Annotated in this window: 19 protein-coding genes; 12 read left to right on the forward strand and 7 right to left on the reverse strand. The window is 71.9% G+C overall.

The window, feature by feature from the left end; genetic code table 11:
* Positions 1–75: 75 nt before the first annotated feature.
* The 3 genes from ACIG36_RS04335 to ACIG36_RS04345 all read right to left on the reverse strand — a co-directional run bounded on the left by ACIG36_RS04335 (position 76) and on the right by ACIG36_RS04345 (position 3,366).
* Entirely contained in the window at positions 76–741 is a 666-nt protein-coding gene (locus ACIG36_RS04335; protein WP_399921609.1) for a calcium-binding protein, read from the reverse strand.
* Entirely contained in the window at positions 738–1,931 is a 1,194-nt protein-coding gene (gene wecB, locus ACIG36_RS04340) for a non-hydrolyzing UDP-N-acetylglucosamine 2-epimerase (protein WP_399921612.1), read from the reverse strand. The genes ACIG36_RS04335 and wecB overlap by 4 nt, the downstream gene beginning before the upstream one ends.
* Before the next feature lie 172 nt (positions 1,932–2,103).
* Positions 2,104–3,366 (reverse strand): glycosyltransferase family 2 protein, encoded by a 1,263-nt coding sequence (locus tag ACIG36_RS04345; protein WP_399921615.1) that lies wholly within the window; start codon positions 3,364–3,366, stop codon positions 2,104–2,106.
* A 571-nt stretch (positions 3,367–3,937) separates the two neighbouring features.
* Here ACIG36_RS04345 and ACIG36_RS04350 point away from each other — a divergent pair.
* Positions 3,938–5,722: a DUF2334 domain-containing protein gene (locus ACIG36_RS04350; protein ID WP_399921618.1), complete on the forward strand. Its 1,785-nt coding sequence runs from the start codon at positions 3,938–3,940 to the stop codon at positions 5,720–5,722.
* Between the two features lie 5 nt (positions 5,723–5,727).
* Complete coding sequence (locus ACIG36_RS04355; RefSeq protein ID WP_399922199.1) at positions 5,728–6,780, forward strand: glycoside hydrolase family 113; 1,053 nt, start codon at positions 5,728–5,730, stop codon at positions 6,778–6,780.
* A 66-nt stretch (positions 6,781–6,846) separates the two neighbouring features.
* Here the strand turns inward: ACIG36_RS04355 and ACIG36_RS04360 are convergent, their stop codons facing one another.
* Positions 6,847–7,728: a hypothetical protein gene (locus ACIG36_RS04360; protein WP_399921621.1), complete on the reverse strand. Its 882-nt coding sequence runs from the start codon at positions 7,726–7,728 to the stop codon at positions 6,847–6,849.
* Positions 7,729–7,955: 227 nt separating this feature from the next.
* Here ACIG36_RS04360 and ACIG36_RS04365 point away from each other — a divergent pair, with 227 nt between their 5' ends.
* From ACIG36_RS04365 to ACIG36_RS04385, 5 genes are all read left to right on the forward strand, one after another.
* Entirely contained in the window at positions 7,956–8,762 is an 807-nt protein-coding gene (locus tag ACIG36_RS04365; protein ID WP_399921624.1) for a serine protease, read from the forward strand.
* 303 nt (positions 8,763–9,065) lie between these two features.
* Positions 9,066–9,773 carry a hypothetical protein gene (locus ACIG36_RS04370; protein ID WP_399921627.1) on the forward strand — a complete coding sequence of 236 codons (708 nt, stop codon included), beginning with the start codon at positions 9,066–9,068 and terminating at the stop codon, positions 9,771–9,773.
* A gap of 114 nt (positions 9,774–9,887) precedes the next feature.
* Complete coding sequence (locus tag ACIG36_RS04375) at positions 9,888–10,571, forward strand: response regulator (RefSeq protein ID WP_399921629.1); 684 nt, start codon at positions 9,888–9,890, stop codon at positions 10,569–10,571.
* A gap of 13 nt (positions 10,572–10,584) precedes the next feature.
* Positions 10,585–11,742 (forward strand): sensor histidine kinase, encoded by a 1,158-nt coding sequence (locus tag ACIG36_RS04380; protein ID WP_399921632.1) that lies wholly within the window; start codon positions 10,585–10,587, stop codon positions 11,740–11,742.
* Between the two features lie 128 nt (positions 11,743–11,870).
* Complete coding sequence (locus tag ACIG36_RS04385) at positions 11,871–12,590, forward strand: MBL fold metallo-hydrolase (RefSeq protein ID WP_399921635.1); 720 nt, start codon at positions 11,871–11,873, stop codon at positions 12,588–12,590.
* Between the two features lie 98 nt (positions 12,591–12,688).
* Here ACIG36_RS04385 and ACIG36_RS04390 read toward each other — a convergent pair whose 3' ends face one another.
* Positions 12,689–13,072, reverse strand: coding sequence for a VOC family protein (locus ACIG36_RS04390; RefSeq protein ID WP_399921638.1), 384 nt, complete (start codon positions 13,070–13,072; stop codon positions 12,689–12,691).
* Between the two features lie 306 nt (positions 13,073–13,378).
* Between ACIG36_RS04390 and ACIG36_RS04395 the strand changes: the two genes are divergently transcribed.
* Both ACIG36_RS04395 and ACIG36_RS04400 read left to right on the forward strand, forming a co-directional pair.
* Positions 13,379–13,792, forward strand: coding sequence for a hypothetical protein (locus ACIG36_RS04395; RefSeq protein WP_399921641.1), 414 nt, complete (start codon positions 13,379–13,381; stop codon positions 13,790–13,792).
* A 97-nt stretch (positions 13,793–13,889) separates the two neighbouring features.
* Positions 13,890–16,979, forward strand: a complete 3,090-nt coding sequence (locus ACIG36_RS04400) for an endo-alpha-N-acetylgalactosaminidase family protein (protein WP_399921644.1) — start codon at positions 13,890–13,892, stop codon at positions 16,977–16,979.
* A 4-nt stretch (positions 16,980–16,983) separates the two neighbouring features.
* Here the strand turns inward: ACIG36_RS04400 and ACIG36_RS04405 are convergent, their stop codons facing one another.
* Entirely contained in the window at positions 16,984–18,804 is a 1,821-nt protein-coding gene (locus ACIG36_RS04405; protein ID WP_399921647.1) for a beta-galactosidase family protein, read from the reverse strand.
* Positions 18,805–18,938: 134 nt separating this feature from the next.
* Here ACIG36_RS04405 and ACIG36_RS04410 point away from each other — a divergent pair, with 134 nt between their 5' ends.
* The 3 genes from ACIG36_RS04410 (at position 18,939) to pepN (ending at position 22,926) form a co-directional block, all read left to right on the forward strand.
* The gene (locus tag ACIG36_RS04410) at positions 18,939–19,829 is read left to right on the forward strand and encodes a helix-turn-helix domain-containing protein (RefSeq protein ID WP_399922202.1); all 891 of its coding nucleotides are present in this window, start codon (positions 18,939–18,941) and stop codon (positions 19,827–19,829) included.
* A 15-nt stretch (positions 19,830–19,844) separates the two neighbouring features.
* Positions 19,845–20,150 carry a chorismate mutase gene (locus tag ACIG36_RS04415; RefSeq protein WP_071964734.1) on the forward strand — a complete coding sequence of 102 codons (306 nt, stop codon included), beginning with the start codon at positions 19,845–19,847 and terminating at the stop codon, positions 20,148–20,150.
* A 247-nt stretch (positions 20,151–20,397) separates the two neighbouring features.
* Positions 20,398–22,926, forward strand: coding sequence for an aminopeptidase N (gene pepN, locus ACIG36_RS04420; protein WP_399921650.1), 2,529 nt, complete (start codon positions 20,398–20,400; stop codon positions 22,924–22,926).
* Between the two features lie 74 nt (positions 22,927–23,000).
* Here pepN and ACIG36_RS04425 read toward each other — a convergent pair whose 3' ends face one another.
* Positions 23,001–23,540 (reverse strand): F0F1 ATP synthase subunit B, encoded by a 540-nt coding sequence (locus ACIG36_RS04425; RefSeq protein WP_399921653.1) that lies wholly within the window; start codon positions 23,538–23,540, stop codon positions 23,001–23,003.
* Positions 23,541–23,547: the final 7 nt, after the last annotated feature.

Raw genomic sequence — 23,547 nt, forward strand, 5'->3', positions numbered from 1 at the left:
GCCGGCTGCGGCCCCCGTGACTCGGCGCCTGCCTCACCCCGACCTCGAGGCAGGCGCCGCCACACTCCCTGACCCCTATTCCGCCTCGTGCGCCGAGACGTCGCTGAAGAGCACCCGCGCGTCCTCGGTGTACGCGCCGACGTTGCCCCGCAGGTAGGGGCGCTCCCGGTCCTCGTAGGCCACCAGCCCCCGCCCGTCGACGCTCACCTCCATCCGGGCGCCGCGCTGGCCCACCCGCACGTCCGACCACTGGCCGACCGGGAAGCGCTCGGGCCCGGTCGCCAGGAAGCGCTGGCCGCCGGGGTAGGCGGGGTCACGCTTGCCGAGCTCCCAGCCGTTGGGCTTGAGGGTGATGTAGTAGAAGTGCTCCGGATCCGTGTACGCCCACACCAGCCACGGCACCTCCCAGGGGTTGGGCTCGGGGGTGCGCAGCTGGGCGACGGTCCGCATCCTGGCCCGCAGGTCCACGTCCCCGTACGGCCGGGTGGAGACGATCAGCCCCGCGTGGGTCTCCTCCGGCCGGGAGGCCGGCTTGGGGGAGAGGGCCAGCCCGTCGTGCCGGCCGATGTTCTCGCCGTGCCCGTTGAACACCGACCGCCACGGGCCGTGCACCGAACCCTCGGCCCACGGCCGTTCCGGCTCCCCGCTGTCCTCCCAGACGGCGCTCACCGCGAGCACCAGGCCCGCCACCACGGCGGCGGCGAGCAGGGCGAGGGCGAGGAGCCGGCGAACTCTCGTCATGCGGTCGAGTATGACCCCGGGCCGTCGGGCTGGGGCACGATCACCGGATCCGCCGCGGCCGTGGCATCGGCGTCGGCTCCGAAGTCCTCCGCGAGCTGCGCCACGATGCGGTCCGTGGCGTGCCCGTCACCGAAGGGGTTGCCGGCCGTCGCCATCCGCTTGTACGCGGCCGGATCGTCCAGCAGGCGGACGGCCGCCTCCAGGATGACGTGCGGTTCGGTGCCCACCAGGCGGGCCGCGCCCGCCTCCACGGCCTCGGGCCGCTCGGTGGTCGTGCGCAGCACCAGCGCGGGCTTGCCCAGGGTCGGGGCCTCCTCCTGGATGCCGCCGGAGTCGGTCATCACCAGGTCGCAGCCGGCGAGCGTCGCGGAGAAGTCCACGTAGCCCAGCGGCTCGACGACGTGGATGTCCGGGTGGTCGCCCATCTCGGGCAGCAGGGCCTCGCGGACGGCCGGGCTTTTGTGGAGCGGCAGCACGATCTCCACGTCCCCGCGGTCGGCGAGCCGCCGCAGTGCCCTGCCCATGGCGCGCATCTTGTCGCCCTGGTTCTCGCGGCGGTGCAGGGTGACCAGGACGCGCCGCAGCCCGGTGCGGAAGTGGTTGCGCCCGGTGCCCTCCTCGAGCACCCACAGGAGGTTGTCGATGACGGTGTTGCCGGTGACGAAGACCTCGGCGTCCGGCACGCCCTCGGCGGTGAGGTGGCCGGCCGCGCGCGGGGTGGGCGCGAAGTGCCAGCGGGCCATGCGTCCGATGAGGCGGCGGTTGAGCTCCTCGGGGAAGGGGTTGTCCAGCACCCCGGTGCGCAGCCCGGCCTCGACGTGGGCGACCGGGATGTGTTCGTAGAAGGCGGCGAGGGCGCCGGTGAGGGCGGTGGTGGTGTCGCCCTGCACGATGACGACGTCGGGGCGCTCGGCGCGGACGACCTCGCCGAGCCCGTCCACCAGACGGGCCGTCAGCGTGGACAACTCCTGCCTGTCGCGCATCACATCGAGCTCGACGCTCGCGGGGACCTGGAGGAGTTCCAGCATCTGCTGCAGCATCTCGCGGTGCTGGCCGGTGCTGACGACGATGGGCTCGAAGAGCGGCGAGGCCGCCATGGCGCGCGCCACGGGCGCGAGCTTGATGGCCTCCGGTCGGGTGCCCAGTACGAGCATGGCGCGTACGGGCGTGGTGATGACGTTCGGGGACATGGGTCTCCCTCGGGGAATGACGTGCTCGGCCAGCGGACGGAGGCGCGGCGGCCTCGAGTGTCGATGGGGTCGCGCGAGCGAACCGGTCGGGTACGAGTGGTCTCGGGACGACCGGCCGGATACGACCGGTCGGGTGCGCGCTGTCTCGGGTACGACCGTGCGGATGGGACGGTCAGGTGCGCGCGGTCTTGAGCCAGGTCTGCTTGCCCGTGAGCATCCGCCACAGGCCCCACCATCCGGCGGCGAACCAGATGTAGCCGTAGAAGACGAAGACGTGGGAGAGCAGTACCGACCGCACGAGCCCGAGCCCGCGCTCGCGCCGGGAGTAGACCCAGCCGTAGGCGTACGCCGCGGTGAAGGACAGGACGTAGGGGCCGATGACCCACATCGGCGAGAACAGCGCGTGCCCGGCCTGCACCGAGCCGATGACGGTGCCGCCCGTGGCCACGACGAAGGACAGCGGCAGCAGCGAGGTGAGCAGGATCAGCACCGGGCTGGAGAGGTGGTAGAGCAGGTCCACCGCGGCCCGGGTGGGCACCTCGCGCAGGATCAGCGGGACCAGGCCCGCCGACTGCAGATGGCCCTGGAACCAGCGGGAGCGCTGGCGCACCAGGCGCTTGACGTCGAGCACGGCCTGCTGGGAGACCGCGGCGGTGGTGCAGTGGTGGTTGGTCCAGCCGCGGGCGATCAGGCGCACCCCGAGGTCGAGGTCCTCGGTCAGGGAGTCGCTCCAGGGGCCCTTGCCGCTCTCCTCCATGAGGGTGTCGAGCGCGGAGAGCCGCATGAACTGGCCGTTGCCGCCCATGCCGACGCTGCCGAAGTAGCGCCGGGCGGACTGGAAGATGTCGCCGTAGATGACGAATTCCATGTCCTGGAGCCGGGCGAGCATGCCCTTGTGCCGGTTGTACATCCGCACGCCGATCTGGGTGGCGCCGGTGCGCGGGTCGTCGAAGTAGGGGTCCACCGCCTGCACCACATGCGGGTCGAGGCGGCCGTCGGCGTCCACGACGCAGACGACGACGTCGCTCGGGTCGTGGCCGTTGAGGAGACCCGATTCGCGGAGGTGCCGGATGCCCGCGTTGAGGGCCGCGCCCTTGCCCTTGCGGGCGTTCGGCAGGTGCCGCTGGAGCAGCTGGACCCTGTTCGACGAGGAATGGGCGGCGAAGCGGGCGATTTCGGCCGTGCGGTCGTCGGACGCGTCGTCGATGACCAGGGCCATGAAGTTCCCGGCCGGCAGCGAGGTGATGCGGGCCAGGCTTTCCGCGAGCACCTTCTCCTCGTTCAGGCAGGCGAGGAGAAACACGTAGAGGCGCTCGGCGCGCGGTCCGCGGGCGTGGCGGACACGGCGTCTGGACAGGATGAAAAGGGTTGAGTTGTAGCAGCCGGCCATCACGATGATGGCGATGCTCGACCAGAGCATCACTTCGGTGATCATGAACGGTCACCGAGGTTTCGCAGGGCGAACCAGAATTTTGCCGAAAGAAGTACGGCGGCTATCGCGCAGTAGAGCAGGAATCCTGCCCCGGCCGCTTCCTGCAGTCCCCTGGCAAAGGGTATGCCCGGCAGAACTTCTGGGGCTGCCGTCAGCCCTGCCAAGGGCAGGACTGTCCCCAGAGCGGGTTTTCCGTACATGTAGATCCCCCCGGATTTCGCCTCGTCCTGAGGCGTGCGCAGGGAAGGTATCAGATGGAGCGGGGGGTTTAGGACCGCGTGGTGGGAGTTGTTGAATCGGAAGATTGAATTCTGCGGACCTACCGGTTGTTATGCCTGTTCGAGTGGGTGTTGTGACGCATGTGATCTGCGGTCTGTACCAATTCCGTTGTCCGTAATTGCCCGGTCGGGACCGTAGTTGTCTATTGACACCCTTCCCGGGGACCACAAGAATCAGCCAACTGTCGGGACCTGTCGGCTTCGCCGGCGGAATCGGCAGCAGCTTGTCGAACTGGGGGGAAACAAGAATGAAAAAATTGCGCGGGAGATCACGGATTTCCCGTTTTCCGGTCGTCATGGCCGTCGTCGCCGCCCTGCTGGGCGGCGTCACGCTTTCCGCGGGTGCCGAGGGCGCGATAGCCGGGGACGGCAGGCCGCATCCCTCGCACGGACTGCAGGGCGTCGGTTCCGCTTCGCTCGCCGGTACGAGCGCCAAGGAACTGAAGTCCTACGTCACCGACCGGCTGAGCAAGGACCGGCAGCGCCGCGCCGGCACCCTCACCGTCACGCCGGCGCCGGCCCCGAGGACCACGGTCACCGCCACCACGCTCGCCGCGCCGTCCGGCACCTCCGCCCTGGTCCTCTACGACAACACCGGCCCCTACGGCCACCTCGGCGAGCTCTACGCGATGGCGATCGCCAACCTCGTCGGCCACTTCGGCACCGCCACGGCCAAGCCGGTCTCCGCCTACACCGCGGGCATGGTCGAGCAGTACACCTCCACCGTCTACGTCGGCTCGACCTACTACGGGGGCACGGTCCCGGACGCCATCCCCGCCGCCTTCTACCAGGACGCGCTGAAGACCGCCAAGCCCGTCAACTGGATCGGCGACAACATCTGGGGCATGGCCAACGCCGTCGGCATCGAGAACTTCAAGAAGAAGTACGGCTGGGATCCCACCAACTCCTACTACGGAACCGGTGGCGGCGTCGGCAACATCAACCAGGTCACGTACAAGAACCAGCAGCTGACCCGGAAGATCCCGGCCGGCTTCGACGGCGGCGTGCTGCACCCGGCCCTCTCCGGCGCCGGATACCCGCAGGTCACCGAGCTCGCCCAGGCCAAGGACGCCAACAGCGGCGACACCAGCCCGTGGGCGATCCGCTCGTCCAACCTCACCTACGTCGGTGAGATCCCCTTCGCCTACGTCTCCGAGTCCGACCGCGTCATCGTCTTCGAGGACCTCCTCTTCGACGCGCTCGCCCCCGCCACCGCCGAGCGCCACCGGGCGTTCGTACGGCTGGAGGACATCAGCCCCAAGGCCGACCCGGCGCAGCTGCGGGCCATCGCCGACTACCTCTACTCGCAGCGGATCCCCTACGGGATCAACGTCATCCCGACCTACACCGACCCCAAGGGCGCCTACAACAACGGGGTGGCCGAAACCATCACCCTGGCACAGGCCCCGCAGGTCGTCAGCGCGCTGAAGTACATGCTCCAGCGCGGCGCGGTGCTGATGAACCACGGCTACACGCACCAGTACAAGAACGTCAACAACCCCTACACCGGCACCACCGGGGACGACTTCGAGTTCTTCCGCGCCCACGTCGACGCCTCCGACAACGTCGTCTACGACGGTCCGGTGGCCGAGGACTCCACCGTGTGGGCCCAGTCGCGGGTGACCTCGGGTCTGAACGGATTCACCCTGGCCGGCCTGCCCAGGCCCACGCTGTGGACCACCCCGCACTACGCGGCGTCCGCCACGGACTACAAGGTCTTCGGCCAGAACTTCACGGCCCGCCTGGAGCGTTCGCTGTACTTCGCCGGAACGCTCAGCGGCGGAACGGTGAACCCCGGTCGCTACATCGGCCAGTTCTTCCCGTACGCGGTGAAGGACGTCTACGGTACGACCGTGCTTCCCGAGAACATCGGAAACTACGAACCCGAGCCCTTCAACAACCACCCGGCCCGGCAGCCCGCCGACCTGATCAACTCGGCCAGGGCCAACCTGGCCGTCCGGGACGGAGTGGCGAGCTTCTTCTACCACCCGTACTACCCGGTGGAGCCGTTGAAGCAGACGATCGAGGGCATCCGCGCCCTCGGCTACACCTTCGTGGGCCCGATGGACCTGGCCCGGTGAACGCGATGAGGAGGGCGGCCGCCGCGCTCGCGGCGGCGGCCGCCCTCTTCGTCGCCGGCTGCTCCTCCTCCGGCGACACCGGAGACCCCGGACCGTCCCCCGACCGCGGCGGGCGGTCCGACGACAGGAAGGTGAGCGGGTTGCGGGGCATGACGCTCCCCTCGTGGAACGCCGACGACTACAGCAGCCCGCGGGCCGGAACGTATCTGCGCGAGATCGCCGCCACCGGCGCCCGGTGGGTGACCTTCACCCCCACCTGGTACCAGGACCGGGTCACCGACCCGGCCATGCGCGCCACCGGCGAGACGGCCGCCGACGACAGCCTGCGGCACATCATCCGCCTCGCCCACGAGGCGGGCCTGAAGACCATGGTCAAACCGCACGTCGACCTCACCGGGGGCGGCGACCGCGCCGACATCCGGCCACGCGACCGGGACGCCTGGTTCCGCGCGTACGAGCGCTTCATCACCCACTACGCGGAGCTCGCCCGGCGCGCCGGCGTCGAGCAGTTCGCGGTCGGCACCGAGCTGGCGGGCACCTCGCGGGACGGCGAGCGCTGGGGGCGGGTCATCGCCGCGGTGCGCGAGCGCTACAAGGGGCCGCTGACATACGCCGCCAACTACGACGAGTACCCGAGGATCCCGTTCTGGAAGGATCTCGACGTCATCGGCATCGACGCGTACTGGCCGCTCGCCGACCGGGCCACCACCGACCCGGCCCGTCTGCGTCAGGCCTGGCAGCCCATCGCCGAGGAGCTCGAGGCCTTCTCCGAGAGCCGGCACCGCAAGATCCTGTTCACCGAGGCCGGGTACGTCAGCCAGCGCGGTTCGACCACCGCCCCCTACTCGTGGACCGTCAGCAAACGCGACGGCGACGCCGAACAGGCCGCCGCCTACGAGGCGTTGCTCGCCGCCTTCGACGGCAAGCCGTGGTGGGCGGGCGTGTGCTGGTGGATGTGGGACGACTGGCCGGACAGCGGCGAGACCGCCCGCCGCCTGGCGTACACCCCGCACGGCAAGCCGGCGGAGAAGGTGCTGCGCAAGTGGTGGGCGAAGTGAGGCCCGGTCCGCGCCAGGGCCCGCGCCGGACCGTCGGACACGCCTCGCCGCCTTCGACGACACCCCCTAGGTGTCGCACTCCAGCTCGGAGCGGCACAGCGTGCACCGGGCCCGCAGGTGGCCGCGCACCGGCACCCGCAGCCGCTGGTGGCACGTCGGGCAGGGGAAGCTGACCCGCGCCGGGCCCGCCCCCTCGAACGCGTACCCGGCGTCCGCGGAGGCGGTGCCGGAGCGGCGGTCGCGTGCGTACCGGTGGCGCCCCAGCCGCCCGGCGGCGGCCAGCGGCGGGCGCCGGCCGTCGCGGCGCACCAGCTCGCGCCCGCGCACGTACGCGTCGTAGGCCTGCGCGCTGGTGAACCAGGGCGCGGGGTCCTCGCCGAAGGCGGCCGCCCGCTTGGCCAGCACGTACCCGAACTCCTCCGGCGTCAGATAACCCAGCTTCTGGGTGGAGGCGGAGGACTCCCGGTAGGCGTCGAGCAGCAGCCAGCCGGCCCCCAGGTAGGCGGCCGCGGTGTCGGTCAGGATCTCGTTGTCGCGCGTGCCGGGGAACTCCAGGCCCAGCCGGTGCAGGTAGACGTGCATGACCTCGTGCGAGAGGGCGGCGCCGATGTCCTTGCGGTGGGTCTTGAAGCGGGAGTTGAGCTCGATGAAGTACTCGGGCCCGGCGGCGAGTTCGACGCTGCCCGCGTGCCGCATGTCGCGGAAGCTGACGATCATCCGGGCGTCCGGCAGGCGCAGGTGCCGCACCATCTCCCCGGCGACGCGCTGCACACCCAGGTAGGGGTCCTCCTCGTCGGAGAAGGCCACGTCGAGGGGGACCATGCTCGCCGCGAAGGAGCGCACCCCGTCGTAGGAGAGCCGCCGGTAGAGCGCGGTGATGGCCGACCGCACGGTCTCCACGTGCGGGAATCCGTGCTGGATCGCGGTGTCCGGGCCCGAGCCGCCCACGCGTGACCACCCCCGTGCGGTGTGCCGCGGCCTTCCATGGGCCGCCGCCCTTCCCACTGTACGGGCGCGCGCCACCCCGCGGGCGTCGTCCACAGGTCGTCGCCGACTGGCCGAAAAGGCGGCTAGGTGTCACTGCCACACGGTCCGATAATCACAGCGCGCATCGTTGTCATGAGCTCAACAATCCCCACCGGCGATGCGCACAACCTCCCACGAAAGGAAGCACGTTGCGCAACTTCCTCAAGGTGCTCAGGAGAAGTGTTGCCGTCGGTGCGGTCGCCCTCGCCGCACTCAGCCTCCAGCCGGCCGGCGCCCAGGCCCGGCCCGCGCAGGACGACCCCCGCCCCACGCCGGGCGTCATCGGCGGCGTTCCGGCCGCGCAGGGCGAGTTCCCGTGGATGGTGCGGCTGTCCATGGGCTGCGGCGGCGCCCTCTACACCAAGCAGATCGTCCTCACCGCCGCCCACTGCGTCGGCGGCAGCGGCGCCAACACCTCCATCACCGTCACCGCGGGCGTCGTCGACCTGCAGTCCTCCCAGGCGGTCAAGGTCAAGTCCACCCGCGTCCTGCAGGCCCCCGGCTACAACGGCGTCGGCAAGGACTGGGCGCTGATCAAGCTCGCCCAGCCCATCGACCTGCCCACCCTCAAGATCGCCGACACCACCGCCTACAACGACGGCACCTTCACCGTCGCCGGCTGGGGCGCCACCCGCGAGGGCGGCGCGCAGTCGCGCGTCCTGCTCAAGGCCGACGTCCCCTACGTCGACGACGAGGCCTGCGGCGGCGCCTACGGCAGCAGCCTCACCCCCGCCGAGGAGATATGCGCCGGCTTCCTCGAGGAAGGCGGCGTCGACACCTGCCAGGGCGACTCCGGCGGCCCCATGTTCCGCAAGGACAACGCCGGCGCCTGGATCCAGGTCGGCATCGTCAGCTGGGGCCAGGGCTGTGCCCGGCCCGGCTACCCCGGCGTCTACACCGAGGTGAGCACCTTCGCCTCCGCCATCAAGTCCGCCGCCGCGAGCCTCGGCGGCTGAGCCCAGTCCCCCGCCCACCTGGCCCGTACCGGACCCCGGGCCGTCCGCTGACCCGGACGGCCCAGCCCGGTACGGGCCCTCCCGCACCCCTCCCGCGCCACCGCCCCGACCGGCCACAGGCGGTGTGACCCGGACTTCGGTATGACGCCGGGGGTACCCCGTCATCCTTTCGGCGGAGACCGGAATGGTCGGACAGTCGAGGTGTGGGGCGCATAAACGTCCGTAACGTAAGGGGAGTGCCACCGGAACCGGTCGGCCGCAGTCAGAGCAGTCCCAGCCGTCCGTTACGGAAAGGCACCCTCCGTGTCCCTCACGTCCCGCATCGCAGCCACCGCCGTCCTCACCGCCGCCGCCGCGGCCGTGGTGTACCCGACGGCCGGCGCCTTCGCCGCGGACCAGCGGGACCACGGCGGCCGCCCCGGCCGGGCGGAGACCACCACCGTGCGCCAGATCCTGCTCCCCGACGGCAGCCGCGCCCGCCTCAGCTCCGGCAGCTCCGGCACCAGCGCCACCGTCACCACGCATGGCAAGCCGCAGCGCACCATCGACACCGCGCGCCCCGCCGCCGACCTCGACCGGCTCCACCTGCGCATCCTCGACGGCGACACCACCCGCCCCACCCTGCGCGCCCAGCTCGACGGCACCCAGCTGACGCACTACTACGACTTCGCCACCGGCACCCTGCGCCACACCCCCGAGGCCGGTGCGCCCGAGGCCACCGCGAACGGCCGGCAGGCCACCACCGCGGCCACCGGCGCGACCGGCGCCGCCGGCGTCGCCTCCGTGACCCCGCCCCGCGACACCAAGCGCGCGGCGAACCGACCGCCCCACGACACCTCCGGCAACCCGGTCAAGCGCGTCGTCGAGGCCGGCCAGGTCATCAAGGCCAGCCACGACGTCGGCGACGTCCGCACCCCCGCCCTCGCCGGCGGCGTGGCCCTGCTGGCGATCGGCGGCGGCGCCTACGGCGTCCGCGTCGCACTGCGCCGCAACGGACGGACCGAGAGCTGACGACACCCGGACGGGCCCCCGCGGACGCCGCCCGCTGCGGTTGCGGCCCCGGCACGCCCCCGGTGACATGGAGGCACGCCCCGGCCGAGGCGCGTAAGGAGCGAAGGCACAGTTATGGCGATCACCGTGGTCATCGCTGACGACCAGGAGATGGTCCGCACGGGCTTCCGGATGATCCTGGAGAGCCAGCCCGACATCGAGGTCGTCGCCGACGTCGTCGACGGCGAGGCCGCACTCGAGGCCGTCGAGCAGTACCGGCCCGACGTCCTGCTCCTCGACATCCGCATGCCCAAACTGGACGGCCTCGAGGTCACCCGCCGCCTCTCCGAGCTCTCCGCCGCCCACCCCGAGCGCGCCCGGCGCCCCCGCATCGTCATCGTCACCACCTTCGACCTCGACGAATACGTCCACACCGCGCTGCGCAACGGCGCCTCCGGCTTCCTGCTGAAGGACGCCAGCCCCGCCATGCTCGTCGAGGCCGTGCACGCCGCCGCCGTCGGCGACTCCCTCATCTCACCCGCCATCACCGTCCGCCTCCTGCGCGACATGGCCCCCTCCGGCGCGAACCCGCCGGCCGGTGTCAGGCAGCCCACCGAACCCCTCACCGAGCGCGAGGCCGACGTCGTGCGCTGCCTGGCGCGCGGGGCGACCAACGCCGAGATCGCCTCCGAACTGTTCGTCTCCCTGTCCACGGTCAAGACCCACCTGGCCAATGTGCAGCTCAAGCTCGACGCCCGGAACCGGGTCGAGATCGCCGCCTGGGCCTGGGAGAGCGGGCTGGCCACGGGCACCACGTGAACAGCGCCGGCACATGACCAGCTGGGCCGGATGGGCCGTCCGCAACCCCCGGCGGGCGGGCTGCGGCAAGGCCGCCCTCGGGGCGGCCCTGCTCTTCCTCGTCGGCTTCGAGGGCTTCTCACTGGCCCGCCAGCCCAGCCAGCCGCACGCCCTCGTCCTCGCCTCCGGCGTCGCCGTCTGCCTGTGCGCCCTGCCCTGGAGCTGGATCCCGCTGGCCGTGAGGGCGAGCGTCGCCGTCGCCGTCTCCCTGACCGCCTCCCTCGTGCTGATGACCGGCCGGCACCCCACCGTCGTCTGGGGCGTCGGCGAGGACGTCGCCCTGCTCGTCCTGCTCACCGAGGTCGTCTCCCGCGCCCCCCACCGCGTCGCCCGCCTCCTGGGTCCGCTGCTCGCCACCGCCGCCGTCGTCGCCCCCGTGCGCGACCTCAACCCCGGGGGCTTCACCGCCCTGTTCGCCGTGCTGACCGCCGTCGTCGGCGCCTACTCCCTGATGCTGCGCGCCCACTACGCACAACGCGTGCGCGACATGGCCGCCGTACGCACCGCCGAACGCCTCGAACTCGCCCGCGAGCTCCACGACCTCGTCGCCCACCACGTCACCGGGATCGTCGTCCAGGCGCGGGCCGCCCGCTTCACCGCGCTCGAGGGAACCGCGGCCGCCGACACCTTCGAACGCATCGAGAACGCTGCCGGAGAGGCCCTGGGCGCCATGCGCCGCCTGGTCGGCGTCCTGCGCGAGGGCCAGGCCGAGACCGAGCCCGTCGCGGGCCTGCCCGAGGTGCGCGAACTGACCGAGCACTTCGCCCGCACGGGCCCGCCCGTCGCCCTCTACATCGAGAAGGGCATGGAGACCTGGCTGCCCGGCGAGGTCGCGGCCGGCGTCCACCGCGTGGTGCGCGAGGCCCTGACCAACATCCGCAAGCACGCCGCCGACGCCACGGCCGTACGGATCGGGGTGCGCGGCGTACCCGACGGCGTGGAACTGCGCATCGCGGACGACGGCAAGCGGGCGGCCGCCCTCTCGGAGAAGGCGCGCGGCGGGGGCTTCGGCCTGATCGGGCTCGCCGAACGGGCCAAGGCCATGGGCGGCCGGCTGGACGCGGGACCGGCACCGGAGGGCGGCTGGCAGGTCACGGCGCGCTTTCCGGTGGAGCGGGAGAGGAGGGGGTGAACGGGCGAGGCGGGGGAGGGCTGCGGGCGGGGTGTGAGCAGGCTGGGCGCGTGTGTTTCGCCGGGGGCTCAATCCGCCGAGGGCGCAAACGCTCGGAACGCCACCCAGCCGGTCCTTAGGGTTGCGGCATGGACATCAGAACGACTCAAGTGACGCCGGACATATGGATGTTGGAGTTCGCCGTGGGTCAGGCCTACGCGCTGCGCCTGCGCGGCGGCAGCGGCTGGGCGATGGTCGACGCCGGGCTGCCGGGCCACGCCGAGCGGATCCTCGACACGCTGGCGGGCCTGGGGGCGGCCCCCGGGGAACTGCGCGAGATCGTGATCACCCACGCCCACATGGACCACGTCGGCTCGGCGGCGGAGCTGGCGGCCGCCACGGGCGCACGGATCCTTGCGGGAGCGGGCGACGCCGCGGTGATCCGGGGCGAGGCGCCGGAGCCGCCGCCGGTGCTGCAGGAGTGGGAGGTGCCGATCTTCGAGTCGGTGGGCGAGTCGCTCGGCGACATCCCCAGGACGCTGCAGGCCCCCTGCCGGGTCGACCGGGAACTGGGGGAGGGGGACACCCTGGACTGGGGCGAGGAGGCCCGGGTCATCCACCTGCCGGGCCACACCGCCGGCAGCGTCGGAGTGCATCTGCCCTCGTCGGGCGTGCTGTTCACGGGCGACACCATCGCCAACGCCGGGCAGCTGACACCGGGCGTCTTCAACACCGACCGACAGGGCGTCCTCACGTCCTTCCGGCGCCAGGCGTCGCTGTCGGACGTGGACATCGCATGCTTCGGACACGGCACGCCGATCGTGGGCGGCGCGGGGGAGGCACTGCGGGGGGCGGCGGGCGAAGCGTAGGCGCGAAGGCGCGCTTGTACGGGTGATGCGTGGTCGGCGCGGCCCCTGTGCCCGGGGCCTGGCCGCGCCCCCGGCCTCTTCGCCCTGCCTGTCCGCGCCTATCCGCCCTGCCCGTAGCACAGGCAGAACGGGTGCCCGGCAGGGTCGGAGAAGACCCGGAATCCCGATTCCTGCCCTTCGCTGTCGTGCAGGAACGCGGCGCCGAGCGCGACCACTTCGTGGTGGGCGCGCTCGATGTCGTCGACGTCGAGGTCCAGGTGGAACTGCTGGGGGTGCGCCGGATCGGGCCAGCGAGGGGGGCGGTAGTCCCCCTCCACCCGCTGGAAGGCGAGCCGCTGGGTCTTGCCGGGGGCGTTGAGCCATACCCACGACGGGTCGGAGTCGTCGGTCTCGACCTCCCACCCCAGGACGGTGGCGTAGAAGTCGGCCAGGGCCAGGGGGTCGGGACAGTCGATGACGGTGCACTGCATGGTGGCGATCATGACTCGATGATGCCGCAGCGACCGTGCTGTTCCCTCTGCCGAAACGCCCGGCTCGGCACGCCCGGCCGCGAACGGCCCCTGCCCTCGGATGGCTTACATGGGATGGCACCTTCCGGTGAACGCCGGGACCGTCGTAGTGACGGCAGGTACAGCGCCTGCCACTGAAAGACAGGGCCTGGCATGACCGCTCGAAGCAAGCTGAGGACAACCGCGGCCGCAGCACTTTCCTCCGCTCTGGGGCTGGCTTGCCTGAGTGCCGGGCCTCCGGCTGTGGCCGCGGCACACCCCGGGCAGTGCGGGGCCGCAGTGGCCGACTACACCGAGGCGCCGGGTGCCGGCGGGTCGGTGGCCTTCGTCATGTCCGCCCCCATCACCCAAGCCGGCACCAAGGTGAAGTCCGTCCAGTTCAACGCGGACAACAAGCTCACCGTCATACCCGTCGACTCCACAGCCAAAGCGGACGGAGCATGGACTCTCGAAGAGCCCAACGGCCCCAACGTGCACAAGAAGGGCGTGGTCAACTTCCTCACGCGCGTAGCCACAACGGACGGTAAGACCTATGTGACCGTTTTTACCGTCAACGAACCCGTCTGCAACCCCGGCAATACCGCGAAGCCCACCAACGTATTCCAGATCAGGGGCGACCGCACACTCACCGTCTTCGAGGCCAACGGCCAAGGCGGCACCGCCGCGGACGGGGCCTACCAAGCCGACCGCTGATCCGGCTCCTCCCGACGCACCGCCTGGCCTCATTAATCCAATAGCACCCCCCGTTTGTCCATGGTCACCTCAGCCCCCACCGCCCCACGGTGTGGCTGTGACCGCACACCAGCCGGGCCCCGAAGGCCCAGGCCCCAGTCGCCGGGCCGTCGTCGTCACCACCGCGCTCGCCGGATTCGGACTCGGCACCGGCCCCGCGGCCGGCGCGACGGCGGCCGCCGTCCTGCGCTCCGCCGAGCTCGACGTACGCGTCGACACCGCCTTCCCCCGCATCGTGTCCTACACCGACCGTGCCACCGGTGCCGTGCTGCACGGCCAGGAGGACCCCGTCACCTCCCTGGTCGTCGACGGCACCGAGCACACCCCGCAGGTCACGCACTCCCTCTCCCCGGCGGGGGACAGCGCCCGGTACGTCCTCGCCCTCCCCGCCGGCACCCGCATCGAGGTCGAGATCCGCGTCGACGGCCGGCGCGTCGACTGGCGCGTCACCCGCATCGTCGAGGCCGCGGCCCTCCCCGTCGGCACCCTGAGCGTTCCGGGCCTGGCCCTGCTGAGCGTGCGCAGCGACCAGCCCGGCGCCGCCCTGCTCGCCGCCCGTATCCAGCTCGACGCCGCGAAGAGCGGTGACACCCTGGTGCGTCCCACGCCCACCACGCCACCGGAGGCCGCACCCACCGGATGCGCGTACGCCGTGGTCAGCACGGGCCGGCTCGCCGCGGCCATCGAGACGAACACCGTCCACGACAGGCCCGACTCCGCGAGCTCATGGGAGAACGGCCGCCTCCGCCGCCAGACGCTGCGGCGCGAGGGCTACACCAAGGTCCAGCTCACCTGCGGGCAGTGGACCCACCGTGCCGCCGGCGCCACCACCACCGACCCGCTGCCCCACGCCACCGTCATCGTCACCCGCGACCGCAACGGCGACGGCACGGCCGACTGGCAGGACGCGGCCATCGCGATGCGGGACATCATGGTGAACCCGCCCGGCGCCGACGAGCAGCATCTGCGCGTCGTCCCCCATATCCCGTTCAATTTCGCCAGCCAGGCGACCAACCCCTTCCTCGACACCCTCGACAACATCAAACGCATCCACCTCGCCACCGACGGGTTGCGGCAGCTCACCCTCCTCAAGGGCTATCAGTCCGAGGGACACGACTCCGCACATCCCGACTACGGCGGCAACTACAACGAGCGCGCGGGCGGCCTCGCGGACCTCAACACCCTCCTTCGGATCGGCAAGCGGTGGAACAGCGACTTCTCTGTTCACGTAAACACCACCGAGTCCTATCCGGTTGCGAACGCCTTCTCCGAGACCCTGGTCGACAAGAACAACCCGCAGTGGGACTGGCTCGACCAGTCCTACCGGATCGACGCCCGCCGCGATCTGGTCTCCGGCGACATCGCCCGCCGCTTCCGGCAGCTGCGCGAGGAGACCGACCCCGCCCTCGACACCCTCTACATCGACGTCTTCCGCGAGTCCGGCTGGAACTCCGACGCCCTCCAGCGCATCCTGCGCGACCAGGGCTGGCGCGTCATCACCGAATGGGGCCACGGCCTGGAGCGCTCCAGCCTGTGGTCCCACTGGGCCACCGAGACCGACTACGGGCCCGACACCTCCCGCGGCATCAACTCCCGCCTCATCCGCTTCATCCGCCACCACCAGAAGGACGTCTTCGCCGACAAATGGCCCCTGCTGCCCACCGCGCGCCTCGGCAGCTTCGAGGGCTGGCAGGGCAAGACCGACTGGCACGCCTTCCACCGCCTGATCTGGACGCACAACCTGCCCGCCAAATACCTGCAGGCCTTCCCCGTCCGCACCTGGGACGACCACGAGATCACCCTCGCCACCGGGCCGGCCGCGCCCGTCACCCGCGTCACCGACGGCGACGGCACCCGCCGCATCACCACCGACGGCCGCACCGTCTGCGCCGGCGGCACCTACCTGCTGCCCTGGGAACCCCGCCGGGCCACCGACCCCGACCGGCTCTACCACTACAACCCCCACGGCGGCCGCACCACCTGGACGCTGCCGCGCGGCTGGTCGGACCGGCGGACCGTCTTCCTGCACCGCCTCACCGACCGCGGCCGCACGGCCACCACCGAACTGCCCGTCCGCCGCCACGAGATCACCATCGACGCCCGGCCCGGCGTGCCCTACGTCGTCACCCGCCACCGCGGCCGCCCCCGCCCCGACCCCGCCTGGGGCGAGGGCACCCCCCTGCGCGACCCCGCCTTCAACTCCGGCACCCTCGACGCCTGGCGGGTCAGCGGCCCCGCCACCGTCCAGGCGAGCGAACTGGGCGACTGGGAGCTGGTCATCGCCCCCGGGCCCGCCGCCACCGTCAGCCAGCGGCTCCAGCGCCTCGCGCCCGGCACGTACGCCGCGTCCGTCCAGGTCGAGGTCGGCGCCGTCGCGGGGGAGCGGCGCCGGGCCGCACTCGAGGTCCGTACGGGCGACGGCGTGACGGCCGTCAACTGGACACACACCTCCACCGCCGTCAACCACGTGGCAGCCGACCGCAAGCACGACACCCGCTTCCAGCGGCTGTTCACCTGGTTCACCGTGCCGGACGGCGGCGGCCCGGTGACACTCTCGCTCACCACCGCCGCAGGCGACGCCCGGGTCAGGTTCGACAACGTACGGGTCGCCCGCGGCACCCGTCCACCGACCCCAGCCGCCACCGGGGTCCTGGTGTCCGAGGACTTCGAGCACGTGCCCCAGGGCTGGGGCCCGTTCGTCAAGGGCGACGCGGGCGGCAGCACCGACCCGCGCACCCACATCGCCCGACGGCACGCGCCCTACACCCAGCGCGGCTGGAACGGCAAGGCCGTCGACGACGTCATCGACGGCACCCAGTCGCTGAAGTCACGCGGCGAACGGCCCGGCCTGGTCTACCGCACCGTCCCCCACACCGTCCGCTTCGAGCCCGGCCGCCGCCACCGCGTCACCTTCCGCTACGAGAACGAGCGGGCCGGCCAGTACGCGTGGGTCACCGCCGTGGACGAGCCCACGGCACGCGAACTGGACCGCACGCCCCTGCCGGCCACCCACACGCCCACCACGCACACGTACGAGTTCACCGCCCCCGCAACGGGTGAGGTGTGGGTGGGGCTGCGGAAGGCCGGGGAAGACGGGACCGCTGAGTTCGCTCTGGACGGCTTCACCGTGCAGATAGTCGGGCAATAAACATTCACGGGGTTCCGTCCCGTTGGTCACCGTCATCGGCCGGTGACCAGCGGGACGGGAGAACCACCGGCCCGAACCGGGCCTCGGCCCCCGCCCCCTCGAACTCCAGCACCACCAGCTCGTTGCCGCCCTCGCGCAGCACCGGACCCGGCACGTACAGCGTCCGCTGCGGCCCCCGGTTCCAGTACCGGCCCAGACAGAAGCCGTTCACCCACACGAAGCCGCGCACCCATCCGGGCAGCTCCAGCACCGCGTCCCCCGCACCCGCCACCACGAACGACGCCCCGTACAGCCCCGCACCACCCGCGCCCGGCCCCACGCCCGCCGGCCGCCACGGCACCCTCTCCAGCGCCCCCGGCTCCTCCAGCGCGTCCAGCCGCAGCCCGCGCGCCCGCACCCCGTGCACGTACTGCCGCTCGTGCAGCAGCCCGCCCGTGACGCCCTTCGCCTCACCCAGCCGCGGACCGTAGTTCACCCTGCCCAGCGACTCCACCCACAGCTCCACCTCCGCACCCCCCGCCACCTCACCCGCCGGCGCCGGATCCACCGCGTCGCCGACCACAGCCGTGCGCACCCCGTCGACGTACACCACCGCCACATCGCGCAGCCCCGCCACCCACAGCGGATACGCCCCCCGCGGCCCCGGAACCCGCACGCGGTAGCGCACCACTCCCCGGTCGACCCCCAGCTCCTCGAACGACGGCGGCACAGCGCCGTGCGCCTCCGGCAGGCCCAGCACATCCATCACCGCCCCCAGCGGCGCCCACCGGCCCGGCTCCACCACCACCGCCTCACCCAGCACCGGCGGCACGGCCGGCAGCGCGGGCGGCGGACCGTCCGCGTAGGCGGACAGCACCTCGCGCAGCGCCCAGAACTTCCGCGTGGCACGCCCGTACTCGTCGACCGGAGCGTCGTAGTCGTAGGACGTCACCGTCGGCCGCAGCGCACCCCGGTGATCCTCACCCGCACGGTTGGCGCCCGCCCAGCCACCGAAGTTCGAACCGCCGTGCGCCATGTAGAGGTTCACCGACGCACCGCACTCGAGAATCTCCCGCAGCACCGCCGCCGCGTCCTCCGCCGCACGCGAGGCCACCGGGCCACCCCAGTGCGTGAACCAGCCGCACCAGAACTCCGTGCACATCAGCGGCCCCCGCGGCTGGTACCGCCGCAGCACCGCGAACGCCTCCCGCGCCCCCGACCCGAAGTTCACCGTCGCCAGCGCCCCCGGCACCGAACCCCCGGAGAGCATGTGCTCCTCCGCACCGTCCGAAGTGATCAGCGGAACCCGCACCCCCAGCGCCCTCCATCGCTCCACCAGGCGCCGCAGATACACCTGATCGCTGCCGTAGGACCCGTACTCGTTCTCCACCTGCACCAGCACCACCGGACCACCCCGGTCCACCTGCCGCCCCACCACCTCGCCCGCCACCAGCGCCAGCCACCGGTCCACCGCCCGCACGAACCCCTCGTCACAGGTACGCGCGCGTGCACCGAGCCCACGGGTGATCCACCACGGCAGTCCACCGTTCTCCCACTCCGCACAGATGTACGGACCCGGGCGCACGATCGCGTACAACCCCGCCCCCGCAGCGGCATCCAGAAAACGCCCCAGCGCGGCCACGTCCCGCGGCCGCCCCGGATACGGCTCGTGCAGATTCCACGGCACATAGGTCTCCACACAGTTGAGCCCCATCGCCGCCAGCATCCCCAGCCGGTGCGCCCACAGCCCCTCGTGCACCCGGAAGTAGTGCAGCGCCCCCGACGACAGCTGCACCGGCCGCCCACCGAGCTCGAAACCCTCGTCCCCCACCACGAATTCCGGCACGCCCACCACCCCGACTCCCACCGCCCGCCGGCGACCATCGTCGCCCTCTGGCGGGCACGAGGGCCATGGACAAAGATCGGCCCTGATTGGACGGAGCACACGGCCGCCGGCGCCACGGACGAAAGGCAGTGAGCGTGTACCACACCTGGATGCGGTACTTCACCCCCGGCCCGGTCCACCACCGGCTCGGCCTGGTCTGCCTCGGCGTGGGCCTGCAGTACGGCGCCCTGCCAGCCGTCGGCCCCCGCGTCCTCGACCACCACGTCGCCGTCGTCATCAGCGCCGGCAGCGGCTGGTACCGCACCCCCGACGGCCGCACCCGGCCCGTCACCGCCCCCGCCCTCCTCTGGCTCGTACCCGGCGTACCCCACCACTACGGGGCCGCACCCGGCCCCGGCTGGGACGAGAGCTTCGTCGACTTCACCGGCACCGCCGTCGCCGCCTACACCGAACTCGGCTGCATCGAACCCGAACGCCCCGTCGTGCCACTCGCCGACACCACCGCCGCCCGCGCCGCCGTCGGCCGCATCGCCCGCGCCGCCCGCCGCGGCAACCCCCTGCTCGAGATCGAGACCTCCGCCGCCGTCCACGAACTCCTCGTCGCCCTGCGCAGCGCCCGCGCCGACGCCGGCGGCGACACCGACCCCGTCCTCCTCGCCCTGGCCCGCGACGCCTTCCTGCCCCTGTCCGTCGCCCAGCACGCCGCCCGCCACGGCATGACCCCGGCCGAGCTGCGCACCGCCGTCCGGCGCGGCGCCGGATGCAGCCCCAAGGACTACCTGCTGGGCATCCGGCTGGGCCGCGCCAAGGAACTCCTGGCCGCCACCGAGCTGCCCGTCGCCGCCGTCGCCCGCCGCGTCGGCTACGACGACCCCGCCTACTTCAGCCGCCTCTTCACCCGCCGCGTGGGCACCGCCCCCATCCGCTTCCGGGAACGCTGCGGCAGGGCCGTACCCGGCGGGTGGAGCAACCGCGTCCCCGATCCGGAGCACCCGCCGGTCATCGAATCGCGTCCGTCCGCATAGGCTCGACGCGTGGACATGAACAACAGTGCCAACGACGAGTCCGTACGCGCCGAGCTCGGCCGCCTGCGCGACAGCATCGACAACATCGACGCCGCGGTGATCCACATGCTCGCCGAGCGCTTCAAATGCACCCAGCAGGTCGGCCACCTCAAGGCCGCCCACAAAATGCCCCCCGCCGACCCCGCCCGGGAGGCCCGCCAGATCGCACGCCTGCGCGAACTGGCGGAGAACGCCAAGCTGGACCCCGCGTTCGCGGAGAAGTTCCTGAACTTCATCATCGCGGAGGTCATCCGCCACCACGAGACGATCGCGCGGGCGTAGGGGGCGCGGGCGAGCCCGGACGGGAGGGGGCCGGGGGCGCAGGAGGGTGTTCCGGAATGCTGCCGGATATTTGTGGGCCCAAGTTCCGAGGACCCGACACAGGAGACGGCAACGGGCCCGTAAATATCCGATTCCGGAACACCCTCCGGAGCCCCCGGCCCCCGGCACCCACCACAACGGGCACCCGAAAAGCCCGGCACCCGAAATACCACTCGGCCAGCGCCCAGCGCTACGGCAGCATGACCCCATGCCCGTACTGACACGCGACGAAGCCCAGACCCGAGCCCGCCTCCTCGACGTCCACCACTACACGATCGATCTCGACCTCACCCGCGGCGACGCCACATTCGGCTCCACCACCGTCATCCGCTTCACCGCCCGCCAAGCCGCCACCACCTTCGTCGAACTCAAACCCGCCGTCCTCCACCACGCCACCCTCGACGGCCACCCCCTCGACCCCGCCGGCCTCGACGACAACCGGCTCCCGCTCACCCTGACCCCCGGCGAACACGAACTGCGCGTCGAAGCCGACATGCGCTACTCCCGCACCGGCGAAGGCATGCACCGCTTCACCGACCCCGCCGACGGCGAGACCTACCTCTACACCCAGGCCTTCCTCGACGACGTCCAGCGCGTCTTCGCCGCCTTCGACCAGCCCGACCTCAAGGCCGTCTTCGACGCCACCGTCACCGCACCACCCCAGTGGACCGTCCTCGGCAACGCCATCGCCACCCGCGTCGGACCACCGGCCGAAGGCCGCTGGCAGCTGGCCACCACCCAACCCCTGAGCACCTACCTCGTCGCCTTCGCCGCAGGCCCCTGGCACAGCGTGCGCACCCAGCACGCCGGCATCCCCTTCGCCCTGCACTGCCGCCGCTCCCTCGCCCCCCACCTCGACGCGGACGCCGACGAAATCCTCGACATCACCCGCCGCTGCTTCGACCGCTACCACGAGATCTTCGCCGAGCCCTACCCCTTCGACTCCTACGACCAGGCCTTCGTCCCCGAATTCAACGCCGGTGCCATGGAGAACCCGGGCCTGGTCACCTTCCGCGACGAATTCGTCTACCGCTCCGCCGTCACCGACACCGAACGCCAGACCCGCGGCATGGTCATCGCCCACGAAATGGCCCACATGTGGTTCGGCGACCTCGTCACCCTCCAATGGTGGGACGACATCTGGCTCAACGAGTCCTTCGCCGAATACATGGGCTACCAGGTCCTCTCCGAAGCCACCCGCTTCACCGGCACCTGGACCGAATTCGCCGTCACCCGCAAATCCTGGGGCTACGACGCCGACCAACGCCCCTCCACCCACCCCGTGGCCCCCGCCGCCGACGACGTCCACGACACCGCCTCCGCCCTCCTCAACTTCGACGGCATCTCCTACTCCAAGGGCGCCTCCGCCCTGCGCCAGCTCGTGGCCTGGCTCGGCGAGAAGGACTTCCTCGCCGGCATCAACGACCACTTCGCCCGCCACCGCTTCGCCAACGCCACCCTCGCCGACTTCATCGACTCCCTCGCCCGCCACTCCACCCGCGACGTCCCCGCCTGGGCCCACACCTGGCTGCGCACCACCGGCGTCGACACCCTCACCCCCCACATCACCGCCGGCACCGACAACCAGTGGCGACTCGACCTCCACCACCACGGCACCCGCCCCCACCACCTCCACGCCGCCCTCTACGACCACGCCCCCGACGACAGCGCCACCCTCGTCCTGCGCGACCGCCTCACCACCGACCTCCCCGCCGGCGGCGGCACCCGCACCCACACCCTCACCGGCCCCCGCCCCGCACTGATCCTCCTCAACGACGACGACCTCACCTACACCAAGATCCGCCTCGACCCCACCTCCCGCACCACCGCCCTCGCCACCCTCTCCGGCATCCCCGACCCCCTCGCCCGCGCCGTCGTGTGGAACGCCGCCCGCGACATGGTCCGCGATGGCGAGCTGCCCCCCACCACCTACCTCGACGCCGCCCGCACCCACCTGCCCCACGAACACGACATCGCCATCACCACCGGCGTCCTGACGTTCGCCCGCACCCACATCGCCGACCGCTACACCACCCCCACCCACCGCCCCCACGCCCTCGCCACCCTCACCGACCTCTGCCACGACCTCCTCGAACGCCACCGCCACCCCGGCACCGAAGGCCTCCGCCTGACCGCACTGCGCACCCTCATCGACAGCACCACCGACACCACCACCCTCCACACCTGGCTGCACGACGAAACCGTCCCCGGCGGCCCCGCCCTCGACCCCGAACTACGCTGGCGCACCCTCACCCGCCTCGCCGTCCTCGGCGCCCTCACCCACCACGACATCGACACCGAACTCACCCGCGACCCCAGCGCCACCGGCCAGGAAGGCGCCGCCCGCTGCCGCGCCGCCCTCCCCGACCCCACCGGCAAGGCCACCGCCTGGAACACCATGTACACCGGCGACAACCTGTCCAACTACCTCTTCACCGCCACCGCCCACGGCTTCTGGCAACCCGAACACCACGACCTCCTGCACCCCTACCGCGACCGCTACTACCCCGACGCCGTCGCCCTCGCCGCCCGCCGCGGCCCCGCCCTCGCCTCCGCCGCCGGCGGCCCCGGCTTCCCCCACACCCTCATCGACGAACACACCCTCACCCAGGGCGAAACCTGCCTGCGCGACGCCGACCCCACCCCCGCACTCCGCCGCAGGCTCACCGACCAGCTCGACGACCTGCGCCGCGCCCTGGCCGTCCGCGCCACCGCCGGCCGGCCCCCGCGCCCGTAGCGGTCAGCACACGACAAGGCGCCCGCACCCCCGACAAGGGGTGCGGGCGCCTGGGCCTATGGCTTCGCCGGTTGTCAGTCGCGCTTCGCCGCATCCGACGGCTGAGCCGTACGCAGCTCCTCCAGGAAACGGTCGACAACACCGCTCTCCCGCGCGTAGTCCGCCATCGACTCGCCGACGATCCTGCCCGCCAGCTCCGTCGCCAGCGCACCGACCTGCTCACGCAGCTCGGCCTCCGCGACCGCCCGCTCGGCGTCGATCACCGCGTGACCCGCCGAAATGATCTCCTCACGCTGACGCTGACCCTCGGCACGCAGCTCGGCGATGATCGCCGTACCCTGCTCGACCGACTCCTGACGCAGCCGCGCCGCCTCATGACGGGCCTCCGCCAGCAGCGCCTGGTACTCGGCGTGGACCCGCTCCGCCTCGGCGCGCGTCTCCTCCGCGTCCTCGAACGTACCGTCCGTGGCCTTCTCGCGCTCGACGAGGACCTTGTTGATCCGCGGCAGGATCAACTTCGCCATCACGGCGAAAACGATGAAGAAGAGCACCAGCCCGAGGACGAGCGGTGCGAGCTCGGGCTTCAGCGGCCCCACGTCGATAGCAAAAGTCATGGCCATG

Origin of the sequence: Streptomyces sp. NPDC053048, assembly GCF_044547045.1 — a bacterium.
Lineage (GTDB): Bacteria > Actinomycetota > Actinomycetes > Streptomycetales > Streptomycetaceae > Streptomyces.

Bases quoted from the DNA above. Each gene is read 5' to 3' on its own strand.
- ACIG36_RS04335 (WP_399921609.1), bottom strand. From the start codon at position 741: ATGACGAGAGTTCGCCGGCTCCTCGCCCTCGCCCTGCTCGCCGCCGCC.
- wecB (WP_399921612.1), bottom strand. From the start codon at position 1,931: ATGTCCCCGAACGTCATCACCACGCCCGTACGCGCCATGCTCGTACTG.
- ACIG36_RS04345 (WP_399921615.1), bottom strand. From the start codon at position 3,366: ATGATCACCGAAGTGATGCTCTGGTCGAGCATCGCCATCATCGTGATG.
- ACIG36_RS04350 (WP_399921618.1), top strand. From the start codon at position 3,938: ATGGCCGTCGTCGCCGCCCTGCTGGGCGGCGTCACGCTTTCCGCGGGT.
- ACIG36_RS04355 (WP_399922199.1), top strand. From the start codon at position 5,728: ATGAGGAGGGCGGCCGCCGCGCTCGCGGCGGCGGCCGCCCTCTTCGTC.
- ACIG36_RS04375 (WP_399921629.1), top strand. From the start codon at position 9,888: ATGGCGATCACCGTGGTCATCGCTGACGACCAGGAGATGGTCCGCACG.
- ACIG36_RS04380 (WP_399921632.1), top strand. From the start codon at position 10,585: ATGACCAGCTGGGCCGGATGGGCCGTCCGCAACCCCCGGCGGGCGGGC.
- ACIG36_RS04385 (WP_399921635.1), top strand. From the start codon at position 11,871: ATGGACATCAGAACGACTCAAGTGACGCCGGACATATGGATGTTGGAG.
- ACIG36_RS04390 (WP_399921638.1), bottom strand. From the start codon at position 13,072: ATGATCGCCACCATGCAGTGCACCGTCATCGACTGTCCCGACCCCCTG.
- ACIG36_RS04415 (WP_071964734.1), top strand. From the start codon at position 19,845: ATGAACAACAGTGCCAACGACGAGTCCGTACGCGCCGAGCTCGGCCGC.
- pepN (WP_399921650.1), top strand. From the start codon at position 20,398: ATGCCCGTACTGACACGCGACGAAGCCCAGACCCGAGCCCGCCTCCTC.
- ACIG36_RS04425 (WP_399921653.1), bottom strand. From the start codon at position 23,540: ATGACTTTTGCTATCGACGTGGGGCCGCTGAAGCCCGAGCTCGCACCG.